We start from the raw sequence: 15,689 nt of genomic DNA on the forward strand, positions 1-15,689 counted from the left end.
CCCATAAAAAATGATACTTTGCAGCATTTTAGGGTGGTGAGTATAGGTACTGAATCCTCTGAAGAGGATGTTTTCAAAACCTTCTTGATTATTAGCAACAAGTCTTAGATTCTCTCAAATCTTCCCACGCAAGAGAAACCAGTTTGTTGAATATCAATAGCTGTATTAAGGCAGGTGCAGTCTGAGGATTTCCCCTGGGAATAACTGCTGCAATCATCTGCTGATTTAAAGAGGCTGTTGTTGTATATAACAACTTCTGGTCAGACTCTGTTTGCCTATTCATACTCTATAGACATATCTGAATAGGGTCACTTTGGAGGATGAAGAGAAGACACAATGCTGATAATTACAAGCAAATTCTGTTGAAACCATCTCCCAACTTTCAGCTAATTGTTCACTTTGGTCAGAATCAACACACCTACTTGTAGAGAGAAAACCATCATGAATACACCTTTGATTAAATTGGAAGAATTGCAACAAGGTAAAGTTCTTGTTGATGAGTTGGGATTGTTAACCGAAATGCCTGATGAGATAATTCAACTCTCTCAGAGAGTGAAACAAATCATGGGTGCTTCTAAAGTCGTCCAAGGTATGTGTGCAGGTGATTATTTTTCTCTAGTGTCATATTCAGCAATTTATTGGGGAATAGTCAAAACCTTTCCTCGCACTGTTATCAGAAACGTCAAGAAGTTTTTGAACCGTTTCTCTGAACAAAATTCCAGCCGTAATTTGCTTTTAGTCTTCAACTACACAGGTAAAGAACGCGAAAAAATCTTAGCTTCCCTACAACATGGTATTTCTGGTATTGCCAAAGACTATGGTTTTGAAGAAGGTAGTCATTTAGATTATTGGAAAAAGTTGATGACTGCTGTGGGAATCATGAATGATTCCAGTACTGGTAAGCTTTCTCCTGAAGGTGCTAAACTCCTAGCCCAGCTTGAAAAAGCAGAACCAATTATGTTGATGGATACTTTGATTAATAAAGAAGCCGATATGCGAAACGCCTTAATAGCGATGTTAGCTGTTGAGTTTATCGCTGTAGGTATTTCAGAATGTGTTATCGACTCTCCAGAGTCTCAAATATTATTTGCACCAAATGGAAGAGGAATCACCAGAGAGTGGTTTGATGTTCATTACCATTCTGGCGATCATCATATATTAGAGAATAGCGAATATGATTTGACTCCAGATTTTGACCAGCTAAAATTGCCCCATGATACTATCAACTACAATATGTTGAAAATGGCGCATAAGGCTGATTATGAGGGTGAGTCATTACAAGATATTTTAGAAGCAAAAGTGTTACACGTCGCTGAGGCTTTTGCTGCTGCGGGTAATTACACTTGGAAATTTGACGAGTCGATTAATCTGCATTTGGCAATGAAGGCTTAAAAATTTCAAGCTAGAGTCTAGTATGTGTAGGGTGTGTTAGGCGTAAGCCGTAACGCACCGAAAACTTTGCCATAGATGCGTTACGCTGTCGCTAACACATCCTACGTACATTTCAGAAATCAAATATTGAGTATTAGAGGATGTTTGAAAAGTCCTTAATCATGTATCAAATCATTTTAGATCCCCCTAAATCCCCCTTCAAAAGGGGGACTTTGATTCTTTTTCCCCCCTTTTGAAGGGGGGTTAGGGGGGATCTGAATGTACTAAATAGCACAGCCAAACACTTTTCAAACAACCTCTTAAGTAATGAGTAATAAGTAAATTTCTGACTCATTACTCATTACTTTTTTCAATCAGTTGCTGTACCTTATAAACATCGAATCTGCTGTAATTAGTTAATCTCAACCAACTGAATAGCATTCAGCAATTCTTCGGCGGTGTAAGGCTTGCTTAAATAAGCATCCGCGCCCTGTTTTCTACCCCACACTAGATGACTGGTTTGATTTGTGGTACTACAAATTAAGATAGGTGCTTTGGCTTGGCTGGGATGACTTGTGAGGAAGCGACACAATTCAAAACCATTCATCCCTGGCATAAATACATTAGTAATAATTGCATCTGGCTTTTCTTCTAAAGCCATTTCTAAAGCTTCTTTTGCAGTTTTAGCTTTAATAATTTTATAACCTTTATCTCCCAGCACATTTGCTAGTTCACTGAGAGTTTCTTCTAATATCAGAATTGTCCCTACCCATGTAATACTCAATTCTGAATCTCCATATCAGCGATTTAGTTGATTTATTCTAACTAAATCTGAAAATTAGACAATATGCTTAAAGATAATTTTCATTAAATCTCCTTGGGTAAAAGGTTTAGTCAGATAGCCAGAAGCTCTGACTATTTTAGCTTTTGCTCTGTCGATGAGGCTGACTTTTTCTGTCAGCATAATTATGGGTGTATTTTTGAAATATGTGTGTTGTCGTAATAAAGTGCATAACTCATAGCCATCTAAATCAGGCATATCTACATTTAATAAAATAATGTCTGGTTTAGTCCGCAAAATTTCCATTAAAGCTTTTAAAGAATCTGTAACTCCAATTACAGAAAATATTTGCTCATCTAAAGCATTCTTCACGACATTTAATAAAGCAGGACTATTATCAATACAAAAGATTGTGTAGACTTTCTTCTCTGGTGATGGTGAAGAATGAGTTTGATAATTATGATGGCTAGGGCTAGTAGCCTGCGATGGATAGCGGTTAATTTTGGGTAATTGTGGTTCTGGTTTGGGTTGTGTCCGGGTTGGGGTGGTAAATGGTGATGGCTGCGCCACAGTTGTTGATGAACGGAAATCTTGATGATTGAACCCAACAGAACTACTTTCGGTATATGGCGAACTATCTTGATAAACGCCCTCTTTTCCGCGCTTTTGACAGCGTTCGACTAACAAGCGGAGATTAAGATGGCAGAATTTAGGCATATCATCCAAAAAGCTTTCGGGGATGAATTCATAACTACCCTCTTCTAGGCTCAAGAATGAGTCGAGAACTTCTAATGCTAGTTGTTCGATGAGTACGGCTGCTTCTGTTGGACTAATATACTTTTGATTAACTAACCAGCAAATTGCCAAATAATCTGGGTTAGGTATGGCTTGACTACCAGCGCCATTTTCAAATATTGTCCTGAGTTGAGCGTCAATTCCATACGGTAAGGTCGAAATTTGCTCACTCAAATGTTGTAGATTCCGGTAAAGCGGTTCAAACATCTTTTCGGAATAGCAGGCATATATTAGCTTACCTTCATCTATATATATTGACCAAGCGCCAGATGTACTAAAGACTTGTAAACAACCAGTGACAGATTTACTGGTGATTTTCTTCAATAAAGATAAGGGCTGGATTTTTTGGAAAAATCTATATCTACTAATAGGGAGGGTTTTCATAGGAATATCTTTAGATAAAAGTACATATTGGCAAGGCAAATTTGTGAATTACCTAGTTGGTATCCACAAGCAAATATTTTTGAGATTCTATTCAGCTAAATATAGCGGTCATATTTGGGTTCGTACAGAGATTCTTTACCCCTAACTCTAAAGTAGTCAATCTCTGATAAGATGTTGCTAACCTAACTACACTTAACTAAGAAATACCAAACTAAGCGATCGCTCAACAAAAAAGTAGTTGGATTTGTTCATGGTAAACATTATCCAAAAAACAATTTTGCTTTCTTCGCTTGTAATAATCTGGCTAGTTTAACAGTACATCATATTTTGCATTTAGACGTATTGGCTCCAACCCATCAGTAACAAAAAAAACTTTTAAATACGGATATTTTGGCTAAAAATGCAAATTTAAGTATATACTGAGTCATCTGGTTTTTTATTGCTTTAGTATATCTTGCAACTCCGTAGCATAATTTTTCCCAGTAATAAGTTGAATATTGATTCTGAACAAGACTTACAGCAGTTAATGGAAGCATCAGCACTAAAAACAGGCTTTGCTGTTATCGGTCGAAAAATATTTACCCGGAAATATTTTTGTGTTCTGTCAATCCAATCTGATGTAAAAGTCAAAAGTGTACTTGATAGAAGCTGGATATCTAAATTCAGCTAAATGCTAAATGGCAACATCATAGATTTTTCTGTATTCAGATAAAAACCAGTTATTTTTATGATAAACAACCTCTGAAGATATAAATATAATTATTATTTAAAGATTTTAATTGTCGGAAATATAGCAATAGATCCGGAGAATTTAAAGAAGTACAGTAATTAATCATCGTGTGCAGGGTTGGAGAAAAGGTAAGAATTCAGTGTTCAAAAGTCAAGATTTGTTTGCTGCTCATTTGGGAATGCTTGGTGAGTTACTCAAATCTAATGAATTCTGACTTCTGGATTCTGAATTATAGCTATTGAATTATTAAGCTAGAATTAACTATGCCACTTGTGTAATTTGGACTTACGCTCATGGTGACTCAATTACCTTCTTCTACCAAAAAAGATATCATCTACCCGGAAACTGATGGACAGCCGATGGCGGAAAATACAAAGCAGTTTGAATTGATTGTATTGATTAAAAAGAATTTAGATTTATTATTTGCCAACGAACCTAATGTATTTGTCGCGGGTGATCTGTTTTGGTATCCTGTTGAAGGTGATAATGTGACGCGGAGAGCGCCTGATGTGATGGTAGTGTTTGGCAGACTAAAAGGCGATCGCGGTTCTTATTTACAATGGCAAGAAGGTAACATTCCGCCACAAGTGGTATTTGAAATTCTTTCCCCTAGCAACACTGCCAAAGAAATGATTGCTAAGTATAAATTCTACGATCGCTATGGGGTGGAAGAATACTATATATATGACCCAGAGACAACAGAGTTAAGCGGTTGGTTGCGTTCAGAACATGAATTAGCTGAAATTCCCCAAATGATTAACTGGATAAGTCCGCGTCTAGGTATTCGCTTTGAGTTATCAGACGGCGAACTTCTAATTTATCGTCCCGATGGACAGAAGTTTCTCACCTATTTAGAATTAGCGCAACAACGCGAACAAGCACAAATAGCAGCCGAGCAAGAACGTCAACGTGCTGAACGAGAACGCCAACGTGCTGAACAAGCCGAAACTCAACTAGCAGCACTCCGCGCTTTACTCCGCGATAGGGGAATTAACCCTGATGAAGTGTGAAGTGTGAACAGGACTTACGCACCAAGATTGTCTATGAAGATTGGGTGTAAGGGTGTAAGGGTTTATGGCGTAAGGGTTTTAGATACATCCTTATACCCCTGTACCCCTACCTCACAAGTGTAGGTTTTCAACAGAGTGATGAGTAGCGACTCTAAAAATCATGATTGAATCAGAGTTCCATTCCCCTCACACCCTTACACCCCTACACCCTAAATCAAGGTTTTTGGGGCATAAATAACCTACAAAACCTCACCTGTCAGCGTACCCCTACACCCTTGTCAAAACCCTTAATTTTTCGTTATTCCCCACTCCCTATACTCAATGCAGACCGACATTAATTTAGAAGTTTTAGAAAATAGCGCACGTTTAGACCGTTATCTTGCACAAGAGTTATCGGATGTTTCTCGTTCTCGCATTCAGCAGTTGATTGAACAGGGAAATGTCCAAGTTAACGGTCAAGTCTGCACGTCTAAAAAGGAGAATGTGAAAATAGGCGATCGCATCACTCTACAAATACCAGAAGCACAGCCCCTAGAGCTACAGGCAGAAAATATTCCCCTTGATATTCTTTACGAAGATGAACAGTTACTCATCCTCAATAAACCTGCTGGCTTAGTTGTCCATCCCGCACCAGGACATTATGATGGCACATTGGTAAATGCTTTGTTGGCGCATTGTCCAAACCTTCCCGGTATTGGCGGAGTTCAACGTCCGGGAATTGTGCATCGATTGGATAAGGATACCACCGGTGCGATCGCGATCGCCAAAACCGACATCGCTTATCAACACTTACAAGCACAACTCCAAGCCAAAACCGCAAGGCGAGAATATTTAGGTGTAGTTTACGGTGCGCCAAAAACTGAAAGTGGTAAGATAGATTTTCCGATCGGTCGCCATCCCCAAGACCGCAAAAAAATGGCTGTCATTCCTGTAGAACAAGGTGGACGCACAGCAGTTACACACTGGCATATACTAGAACGCTTAGGTAATTACACATTAATTAAATTTCAATTAGAAACAGGTCGTACCCATCAAATTCGGGTTCATAGCGCCAAAATTGGTCATCCCATTGTGGGTGATCCTGTTTATAGTTCTGGTCGTTCGGTGGGTGTAAATCTTCCTGGTCAAGCATTACACGCTTGGCGGCTCAAGTTACAACACCCCATTTCACAAGATTGGATTGAAGTTACAGCACCAATACCCCAAACTTTTACAACTTTGTTAGAAGTCCTCCGCCGCAGAATCGCATTCTCTTCTTGAAAAAAGAATATAAATAATTTTCAGATTTCGCTTTACTTTGGTTTACAAAAGCTTACACAGAAATTTTGGGCAAAAATCTCATTTACAAGCTGTAGTAATAGATGAAAGGCTGGTAAACAGAAAGTTATAAGCAAATTCAGCATATATTTCAGACTTGACATCTTCTTGATTTTTATCTGATGCAATAAAAATCAAAATTGTGATTTAAATTACAAAATTTCTCTAACAAATTGTTCACAGTCTACTAACACCTGTTAGTAGCCAAAAGTTTAAAGTTAACAATCAACAACCCTAAATTTTCAACTTTTGGTTCTGCTTGAACAGTAGCTTGATTCCTGCTGTGCTAATCACTTTCTCAAGCTACACTGTCAGAAATTCTAGATATATAAGTTTTATTTGTTACTAAGCTCAAAAAAGTCCAGGGAATATGTGAAGTAAGTTTTCTAAAAATGTTGGAATGTAAAGCAAAAATTTTCTGATGATGCCTCAAAGCTATGTAGGGAGATAGTTTAGCGAAAAAGCTGTATGGAGAAATACTATTTCATAAAACTTAAGAATAAACTAACTCAACCAATATATAAAATACGAACAAGGTTTTAAAAGCAATTAAAAAAACAAGCAAAGTTAGCTGTTTTAAAGAATAGTTAATTGCGGCAAAAAGTTATTATTTCAAATTAACTATTTGAAGTAGTGATTTTGTAATGCAATGAATTTTGCTCCATAGATTAATTGCTATGAACCACATAAATATCTGCAATTAATGGTCGGAGGAATCAAAAATGCTCGACGCTTTTTCCAAAGTAGTTGAACAAGCCGATAAAAAAGGTTCATATTTAAGCGGTGAAGAAATAAACGCATTATCAGCTATGGTTGCTGATAGCAATAAGCGGTTAGATATCGTTAACAGACTCACCAGTAATGCTTCTTCAATTGTGGCTAACGCTTATCGGTCTTTAGTAGCTGAACGTCCACAAATTTTTAATGCTGGTGGTGCTTGTTTCCACAACCGCAACCAAGCTGCATGTATCCGTGACTTAGGATTTATTCTGCGTTACGTTACTTATTCTGTATTAGCTGGTGATGCTAGTGTGATGGACGATCGCTGCTTAAATGGTCTGCGTGAAACCTATCAAGCACTAGGTACTCCTGGCGATGCTGTAGCTTCTGGAATTCAGAAAATGAAAGATGCTGCTATTGCGATTGCTAATGACTCTAATGGTATTACAAAAGGTGATTGTAGCCAATTAATTGGTGAATTAGCCAGCTATTTTGATCGTGCGTCTGGTGCTGTTGTTTAATAAATTGTTTGTGCCAACTGTTCGCAAACTGGTTGTTAGGAATTAGTCAAAAATCGAGGAGATTAGGAGAGTTATGAAAACACCTTTAACGGAAGCGATATCTGCTGCTGATTTGCGTGGTTCTTATCTCAGCAATACCGAAATACAAGCAGTATTTGGTCGGTTCAACCGCGCTCGTGCAGGTTTAGATGCTGCGAAAGCATTTAGCAATAATGGCAAAAAATGGGCAGAAGCAGCCGCCAATCATGTTTATCAAAAATTCCCCTACACCACTCAAATGAGTGGCCCTCAATATGCGTCTACTCCCGAAGGTAAATCCAAGTGTGTACGCGATATTGATCACTATCTCCGCACCATCAGCTATTGCTGTGTGGTTGGCGGTACTGGCCCCTTAGATGAATATGTAGTTGCTGGTTTAAGTGAACTCAATGGTGCTTTGGGTTTATCTCCTAGCTGGTATGTAGCTGCACTCGAATTTGTGCGTGACAATCATGGTTTAAATGGTGATGTTGCTGGGGAAGCTAACACCTATCTCAACTATGCAATTAACGCTTTAAGCTAATACAAAATTGTGGGTCTTTGTCAATAGATAATTGCTCAATTAGTAGGAAAATTTTCTACTTAAATTGTTGCGGTTTTCTACTGCCAAAGACCCAAATTTATTGCTAACCAAAATTGAAAAAGGAGCGATAGTCCAAATGAGTGCTTCTATTGCAGACCGACTAGGCATTAGAGATGCAATTGCCATTAAAGTAGAGCTACGCCAAAATTGGAGCGAAGACGAATTACAAAAAGTATTTCGTGCTGCTTATCAGCAAATTTTTGGTCGTCAAGGAATCTACGCCAGCCAAAAATTTACTAGTGCCGAAGCTTTATTGCGAAATGGCAAAATTAGCGTGCGGCAATTTGTAGAAACTTTGGCAAAATCTGAATTTTACAAAGAATGCTTTTTTTATAACAACTCCCAAGTGCGTTTTATCGAATTAAACTATAAGCACTTATTGGGACGTGCGCCTTACGATCAATCAGAGATTGCTTACCATGTAGATTTATATGCTGCGCGTGGCTATGATGCAGATATTGAATCTTACATTTACAGCCCAGAATATGAAAATGCTTTTGGAAATGCTGTTGTGCCTTATCACCGGGGATTTCAATCAATTCCTGGCATGAAAACTGTTGGTTTTAATCGGATATGTGAGCTTTATCGCGGTTCTGGTAATAGTGATAATGCTCAAATGGGACGCAGAAATTCTCGCTTGCGGACGAAAGTTTCATTGAATTTAGCTAATGGAATTTTACCGCCAACTTCCGCAGGTACAGGTTTTACCTCAGCAGCGCCAACTTTAATTAGTGCTGCTCAACGCGGAGATAGTCGGATGTTTGTAATTGAAGCGATCGCCGGTACAATTGGCTCTAAAGCATCAGTACGCCGTAGCCGCCAAGTGTACACTGTACCTTACGAACGTCTTTCAACCACCTACCAAGAAATACACAAGCGCGGCGGTAAGATAATCAAAATCTCTCAAGTGTAAATTTCAGCAAAAATCAGGAATTCTCTTTTTGATGGGGTGTGAGGGTGTAGGGGTATAAGGGTGTAAAAAAATTCCTACACCCCTACACCCTTAATCCCTTACACCCTTTTCACTATGACTATTACTAACTCTGCTGAACCAATTCTTTCACCAGAAAGTGCGATCGCGGCATTATCGAGTGAGGATAATCAAATTCGTTATTACGCTGCTTGGTGGTTGGGTAAACATCAAGTCCAAGCTGGCTGTGTGGCGTTATGCGAGGCTTTATTTGATGAACGTTATCGCATTCCCGGTGGGGGTTATCCGCTACGCCGTCAAGCCGCCCGCGCATTAGGACAATTGAAAAATCCCCAAGCTGTACCAGCGTTAGTAAAAGCGTTAGAGTGCGATGAGGATTTGCGTTTAAGGGAAGCCGCGATCGCCGCTTTAGCTGCTATTGGTGATAAAAGGGCTGTGACTCCTTTGTTACATCTGTTAGCAACCAGTCAAGAACAACCTTATGAAGCCTTGATTGAAGCATTAGCAACACTCCAAGTTTGGTCTGCACGTCCGCAAATCGAAGATTTTTTGCAACATCCTTCAGAACGAGTTCAATGTGCGGCGGCGCGATATATGTATCTGTTAACGCAACAACCCGAATACATTGAACGTATCGTCAAAAACCTCAACCACGACAATATGTATTTACGTTGGGCGGCTGTTTTTGACTTAGGCGCAGTTGGTCATCAACAAGCTATCCAGGCTATCTTAAAAGCCCAGGTTCCTAATAGTTTGAAGTTATTAAACTTAAAGCGCATTTTAGAAGCATTTCTAGAAAGTCATAGTTATGCCGAAGAGACAGCTTTCTTAATTTTTCAAGCGATAGATAATTTACTAATTCAACTTTAAAAGTCAAAATACATTTTTTTGAAATTAGTATCACAAGTAAAAAGTAAAAAGGCAAAAGTAAAAAGGGAAATTCATATAGGACTGACGCAACTATAGCCTTTGCTAGTCTGCTGAGGTACAAATTTATCTGCGTCCATCTGCGGTTAATTATTCTTGTTTGTACTTCACTAGAATGAGAAAGGCTATAGCATATTTTTTCTGTAGGGTGTGTGACGCAACGAGAAGAGTTGAAAGTAGTCATCAGATTTATAGCGTCACGCACCAACCACCAATTGTGACACTTACGTAAGTCCTGCCATGTTGAAAATTCAGTGGTCTACAATTAGTGGCAAATCTGATTTTCCTCACTAGTTGACCCTGAGCGTTTTTCTAACCGGAGTCGTTTGCTCTTTTTTACTTTTACCTTTTTACTTTATTTTGCCATGCAATTTTTTATCAGTGAGCAGAAGCATGAATGAGCAATTAATTTCCCAAATTAATCAAGCTGCAACACCAGAAGAAGTAATTACAGCAATTAGGGCTATAGCTGTGAGTGATACTCCAGAAATCGACTCTATCAATGCTGTAATTACAGCTTTAAGTCATCATCACCCAATGGTGAAAAATGCAGCAGTAGAGGCCTTAGTTAAGTTGGGAAATGTCACAGTAAAACCCTTAATTACTGCTTATGAAACTTCTCGTGATCAGGGATTGCAAGCCTATATTATTCAAGTCTTAGCTCAAATTGGTTCAGATGAAGCGATGGATTTGTTAGCGGAAGTTTTGGGGACAACTGTAGCCAATCATTGCCAAGGTAATGTGCGACGAATTGCAGCACGGGGGTTAGGAAAAATTGCCAGCAATTCTCAAGATGCAGGAGTGATTGGTTGTGTACAAGAAAAGTTGATTTGGGCTTTGGTTTCTCCTGAAGATTGGGGACTGCGTTATGCTGCGGCGGTGTCTTTACAAGAATTATCCACACCAACAGCAAAGGCGGCTTTACAAACTGCGATCGCGCAAGAAACCGATTCTGTGGTGCGATCGCGCGTAGCTTTAGCCTTGGAGTCAGGGAAAACAAACAAATTAGCCATGACCTATGACCGATGAGAACCGTCTCTTGACCCTAAACCCAGCACTCACGAAAATGTTGCGAAATATTTATTTTATGTTTCTTCACAATAACCTTCCGGATGCAAAAACTGGTGTAAAACAGCAATATCTTGCTCTGTAAGGGTTCCAAGAAGCTTAAGAAAATATTAAACACGCAATATTTTCGGAAAAAATTATCAAATGTAAAGTTGTGTAACAAAAAAAAGCGCATATTCTCAGTTACAGCCCTTGTATGTAAAGGATTTGAGGTGGTTCTTATGACTGCAACTTATTTATTCACAATTTGTAACAAATAAAGGATCTATAGCGTTGTATAAACATAAGCTGGAGGGGTAAATAACAGACAGAACATAAACAAGGCAATCAATTCGTAAAGTTTGCTGGTTTCTCATAAAACAAACCCTAGTTCTCATAATTTTCCTCATGAAGCAACAGGCGGACTTGAGAAGCAGCAAAACGAGAAATGGTTACTTGGTCTGTTAGATGCCATCCCAAATTGATAAAACATTACCAGTTTTAATCGAGACATCTCTCAACTAAGGAATTAGGAGATTAGAGTCCATGACATTAGATGTATTCACCAAGGTAACTTCTCAAGCCGATTCTAGAGGCGAGTTCTTGAGCAACGAGCAATTGGATGCTCTAGCTGCTGTTGTTAAAGATGGTAGCAAGCGCCTAGATGTTGTTAACCGCATCACCAGCAATGCTTCCTCTATCGTTACCAACGCTGCTCGTTCTTTGTTTGAAGAACAACCCCAATTGATCGCTCCTGGTGGTAATGCTTATACAAACCGCCGCATGGCTGCTTGCTTGCGCGACATGGAAATTATTTTGCGCTATGTAACCTACGCTATTTTGGCTGGTGATGCAAGTGTCCTGGATGATCGCTGCTTGAATGGCTTGCGTGAAACCTACAGCGCCCTAGGTACTCCTGGTTCTTCCGTAGCTGTTGGCGTTCAAAAAATGAAAGATGCAGCTATTGGGATTGCTAACGATCCCAACGGTATCACCAAAGGTGATTGCAGTGCATTGATCTCCGAAGTAGCTGGCTACTTTGATCGCGCTGCTGCTGCTGTTGCTTAATAGCAGTCTAGAGTCTCAATACGCAAGTATTTAGGCAACCAGGTAAAAAGACTAAAAAATACCAAGGAGATTTGAAAAGATGGTTAAAACACCAATTACCGAAGCTATCGCAGCTGCTGATACCCAAGGACGCTTTTTGGGCAACACTGAATTACAAGCTGTTAACGGTCGTTATGTACGTGCTGCTGCAAGCTTAGAAGCTGCTCGTGGTTTGACCTCCAACGCTCAACGCTTGATCGATGGTGCAACCCAAGCTGTTTACCAAAAATTCCCCTACACCACCAACACTCCTGGCCCTAACTTTGCTGCTGATAGCCGTGGTAAATCCAAGTGCGCTCGTGACGTTGGTCACTACCTCCGCATCATTACCTACAGCTTGGTTGCTGGTGGTACTGGCCCATTGGATGAATACCTGATTGCTGGTTTGGCTGAAATCAACAGCTCCTTCGAGTTGTCTCCTAGCTGGTACGTAGAAGCTCTGAAATACATCAAAGCTAATCATGGTTTGTCTGGTCAAGCTGCTAACGAAGCTAACACCTACATCGACTATACTATCAACGCTCTCAGCTAGATAGTTTTCTGCCCGGAGAGGGATACAAGTGCTGGATGGTAATCACCTAGCAGTTGGATCAAGCTCCGGGCATAGTTTTATGTAGGGATGAAAAGAAGAATGCAGAATCCAGAATTCAGCGTTGGTTAAATCTAGTTATTCTGACTTCTGACTCCTGAATTCTTATTCAAAAAGCTTTTTAGAGCAAGCAGTCGGCGCAAACCGCCGAACATCAATAAGGGGATAAAAGATGGCAATTACAGCAGCAGCATCTAGGCTAGGGACAGAGCCATACAGCGAAGCACGTCGAGTTGAACTGCGCCCCAACGCCAGCAAAGCAGAAGTCGAAGCCGTGATTCATGCCGTGTATCGGCAAGTCTTGGGTAATGATTACATCATGGCATCAGAACGTCTGGTAAGCGCAGAATCACTCCTGCGGGATGGAAACCTGACAGTGCGGGAGTTTGTGCGTAGCGTTGCCAAATCAGAACTCTACAAAACCAAGTTTTTCTATAGCAGTTTCCAAACTCGTTTGATCGAACTCAACTATAAGCATTTGTTGGGTCGCGCTCCTTACGACGAGTCAGAAGTTGTTCATCACCTCGACTTGTACCAAAACAAAGGTTACGACGCAGAAATTGACTCTTACATTGATTCTGTAGAGTATCAAAACAACTTCGGCGATAACATCGTGCCTTACTATCGTGGTTTTGAAACTCAGCCTGGGCAGAAGACAGTAGGTTTTAACCGGATTTTCCGGTTATACAGAGGCTATGCAAATAGCGATCGCGCCCAAGTAGAAGGTAAGAAGTCACGGTTAGCACGGGAATTAGCGAGCAATCAATCATCTTCAATTATTGGCCCCTCCGGCAGCAATAGTAACTGGAGTTTCCGTGCAACAGCAGATTTAGCGCCGAAGCGGAACTTAGGCAACGCTGTCGGACAAGCTGATCGTGTTTACCGCATTGAAGTTACAGGACTTCGCAATCCCGGCTATCCGAGCGTAAGAAGAAGCAGCACAGCTTTCATCGTACCTTACGAACGGCTTTCTGAGAAAATCCAGCAAATCCATAAGCAAGGCGGCAAAATAGCCAGCGTTACACCAGCTTAAGTTGCTGCTACAGGGATTGTAAACCAAACAGGAGATAGAGAAGTAATGTTCGGTCAAACCACATTGGGTGCTAGTAGCGTTTCTTCATCTGCTAGTCGTGTGTTTCGCTATGAAGTTGTAGGCTTGCGGCAAAACTCCGAAACTGACAAGAATAAATACAACATTCGCAATAGCGGTAGCGTATTTATTACCGTGCCATACAGCCGGATGAATGAAGAATACCAAAGAATTACCCGTCTGGGTGGCAAAATCGTCAAGATTGAGCCATTAACTGCTGACGAGGAATAATCCCCTGGCAATGATAGAACCCAGTGGGGAGCAATTTGCCCCAGAGAACGGGCCTCAGCTCACACCAGATATAGCGATCGCTAACCTGCAATCACCAGATTTGAGTCTCCGCTATTATGCAGCTTGGTGGCTGGGCAAGTTCCGGGTTAACAGAGCAGATGCTGTGGATGGTTTGATTGCCGCATTAAAAGATGAAGCTGATAGAACAGAGCTAGGTGGTTATCCTCTGCGCCGAAATGCAGCTAGGGCATTAGGTAAGTTAGGTGATGCCAGAGCAGTACCAAGCTTAATTGAATGCCTTGAATGTTCTGATTTTTATGTGCGCGAAGCTGCTGCTCAGTCTTTAGAAATGCTGCGCGATCGCACTGCCACATCAGCACTGATCAAAATGTTAGATGGGGGTGTAGCCGAGGCCGTGCAAGTACCGGGACTCCCTCATCTAACACAACCCTATGAAGCAGTCATAGAAGCCTTGGGAGCAATTCACGCCACTGAGGCAATTCCACTCATAGAGCCTTTCCTAGAGCATCCATTACCACGAGTACAATGTGCCGCCGCCAGAGCCATGTACCAACTCACACAAAACCCCATCTACGGAGAAAGGTTAGTGAAAATGTTGGCAACAGGCGATCTGAAATTACGCCGTGTTGTCTTAGGGGATTTGGGTGCAATTGGGTATTTGGCAGCAGCAGAAGCGATCGCTCAAGCTCAGGTCGAAAATAGCTTCAAACTTATTGCCCTCAGAGGATTGCTAGAGCATCAATTAACAGACAAGTTAGAGGAGCTTGCTGTATCTGATGACGCAATTCGGGTAATGAACTTGATGGATTCACTTTTATAGTCACTTGTCATTTGTTATTTGTCCTTGGTCAAAAGCTGATGACAAGTGACTATTGACCAATGACTAACGACCAATGACTGAAGAACTAATTCGTGCCGTCGCCTTAGCAGATACACCAGCAAAAATGGTGACAGCAGTGCAGAACTTGGCAGCCAAAAAAGATATAGCTGCAATTCCTACTTTGATTGCTGTGTTTGGATATAACAATCCAGCCGCCGCCGCAGTAGCAGCCACCGCCCTTACAGAAATGGGAGAAGCGGCAGTACCGCAGCTAATATCTCAAATTGATGACTATAACTATGGCGCGCGGGCTTATTCGATTCGCACAATAGCTGCGATCGCAGACCCTCGTGCTTTAGAGTTATTAGTTAGTGCAGCTGCCACAGACTTTGCCCCTAGTGTCCGCCGCGCTGCTGCCAAAGGTTTAGGAAACTTGCACTGGCATAAGCTAGATTTGCCCCAAAGCCATACAGCACCCAAAAGAGCCTTAGAAACCCTTATATTTATTTCTCAAGACTCTGAATGGTCAATTCGTTATGCTGCCGTTGTGGGTTTACAAGCCTTGGCAAAAAATAGCGATTTACAACAACCTATTTTCGCCAGACTCAACGAAATGCTCACAACCGATACCGAAAAAGCCGTCCGCGCTCGTGTGCAACTAGCTTATCTTTAAAT

16 protein-coding genes are annotated in these 15,689 nt (G+C 40.8%); 14 read left to right on the forward strand and 2 right to left on the reverse strand.

The features are described from left to right. Positions 1–441 precede the first annotated feature (441 nt). Positions 442–1,392, forward strand: coding sequence for a hypothetical protein (locus H6G77_RS14615; protein ID WP_190669837.1), 951 nt, complete (start codon positions 442–444; stop codon positions 1,390–1,392). Positions 1,393–1,783: 391 nt separating this feature from the next. Here the strand turns inward: H6G77_RS14615 and H6G77_RS14620 are convergent, their stop codons facing one another. Both H6G77_RS14620 and H6G77_RS14625 read right to left on the reverse strand, forming a co-directional pair. After that, on the reverse strand, positions 1,784–2,155 hold the full coding sequence (locus H6G77_RS14620) for a response regulator transcription factor (protein ID WP_190871920.1): 372 nt from the start codon (positions 2,153–2,155) through the stop codon (positions 1,784–1,786). Positions 2,156–2,209: 54 nt separating this feature from the next. Beyond that, the gene (locus H6G77_RS14625; protein ID WP_190871921.1) at positions 2,210–3,331 is read right to left on the reverse strand and encodes a response regulator; all 1,122 of its coding nucleotides are present in this window, start codon (positions 3,329–3,331) and stop codon (positions 2,210–2,212) included. Positions 3,332–4,354: 1,023 nt separating this feature from the next. Here H6G77_RS14625 and H6G77_RS14630 point away from each other — a divergent pair. From H6G77_RS14630 to H6G77_RS14690, 13 genes are all read left to right on the forward strand, one after another. Then, the gene (locus tag H6G77_RS14630) at positions 4,355–5,071 is read left to right on the forward strand and encodes a Uma2 family endonuclease (protein WP_190871922.1); all 717 of its coding nucleotides are present in this window, start codon (positions 4,355–4,357) and stop codon (positions 5,069–5,071) included. Positions 5,072–5,392: 321 nt separating this feature from the next. Beyond that, entirely contained in the window at positions 5,393–6,331 is a 939-nt protein-coding gene (locus tag H6G77_RS14635) for an RluA family pseudouridine synthase (protein ID WP_190871923.1), read from the forward strand. 779 nt (positions 6,332–7,110) lie between these two features. After that, positions 7,111–7,629 (forward strand): phycocyanin/phycoerythrocyanin subunit beta, encoded by a 519-nt coding sequence (locus H6G77_RS14640; RefSeq protein WP_190871924.1) that lies wholly within the window; start codon positions 7,111–7,113, stop codon positions 7,627–7,629. Between the two features lie 73 nt (positions 7,630–7,702). Next, positions 7,703–8,191, forward strand: a complete 489-nt coding sequence (locus tag H6G77_RS14645) for a phycocyanin alpha subunit (protein ID WP_190589771.1) — start codon at positions 7,703–7,705, stop codon at positions 8,189–8,191. 136 nt (positions 8,192–8,327) lie between these two features. Continuing rightward, positions 8,328–9,164, forward strand: a complete 837-nt coding sequence (locus H6G77_RS14650) for a phycobilisome linker polypeptide (RefSeq protein ID WP_190871925.1) — start codon at positions 8,328–8,330, stop codon at positions 9,162–9,164. Between the two features lie 114 nt (positions 9,165–9,278). Next, a complete protein-coding gene (locus H6G77_RS14655) occupies positions 9,279–10,052 on the forward strand; it encodes a HEAT repeat domain-containing protein (RefSeq protein ID WP_190871926.1) in 774 nt (257 codons plus the stop codon). 450 nt (positions 10,053–10,502) lie between these two features. After that, positions 10,503–11,138, forward strand: coding sequence for a HEAT repeat domain-containing protein (locus tag H6G77_RS14660; RefSeq protein ID WP_190871927.1), 636 nt, complete (start codon positions 10,503–10,505; stop codon positions 11,136–11,138). A gap of 564 nt (positions 11,139–11,702) precedes the next feature. After that, entirely contained in the window at positions 11,703–12,224 is a 522-nt protein-coding gene (locus tag H6G77_RS14665) for a phycocyanin subunit beta (protein ID WP_190589767.1), read from the forward strand. A gap of 79 nt (positions 12,225–12,303) precedes the next feature. Next, positions 12,304–12,795 (forward strand): phycocyanin subunit alpha, encoded by a 492-nt coding sequence (gene cpcA / locus H6G77_RS14670; protein WP_190589766.1) that lies wholly within the window; start codon positions 12,304–12,306, stop codon positions 12,793–12,795. A 229-nt stretch (positions 12,796–13,024) separates the two neighbouring features. Beyond that, positions 13,025–13,885, forward strand: a complete 861-nt coding sequence (locus H6G77_RS14675) for a phycobilisome linker polypeptide (protein ID WP_190589765.1) — start codon at positions 13,025–13,027, stop codon at positions 13,883–13,885. A gap of 45 nt (positions 13,886–13,930) precedes the next feature. Continuing rightward, positions 13,931–14,173 (forward strand): phycobilisome linker polypeptide, encoded by a 243-nt coding sequence (locus H6G77_RS14680; protein ID WP_062292420.1) that lies wholly within the window; start codon positions 13,931–13,933, stop codon positions 14,171–14,173. Between the two features lie 10 nt (positions 14,174–14,183). Next, entirely contained in the window at positions 14,184–15,014 is an 831-nt protein-coding gene (locus H6G77_RS14685; protein ID WP_190589764.1) for a HEAT repeat domain-containing protein, read from the forward strand. A 73-nt stretch (positions 15,015–15,087) separates the two neighbouring features. Next, positions 15,088–15,687 (forward strand): HEAT repeat domain-containing protein, encoded by a 600-nt coding sequence (locus H6G77_RS14690; protein WP_190589763.1) that lies wholly within the window; start codon positions 15,088–15,090, stop codon positions 15,685–15,687. The last annotated feature ends 2 nt before the right edge of the window (positions 15,688–15,689 follow it).

It is taken from the genome of Aulosira sp. FACHB-615 (assembly GCF_014698045.1).
GTDB lineage: Bacteria > Cyanobacteriota > Cyanobacteriia > Cyanobacteriales > Nostocaceae > Nostoc_B.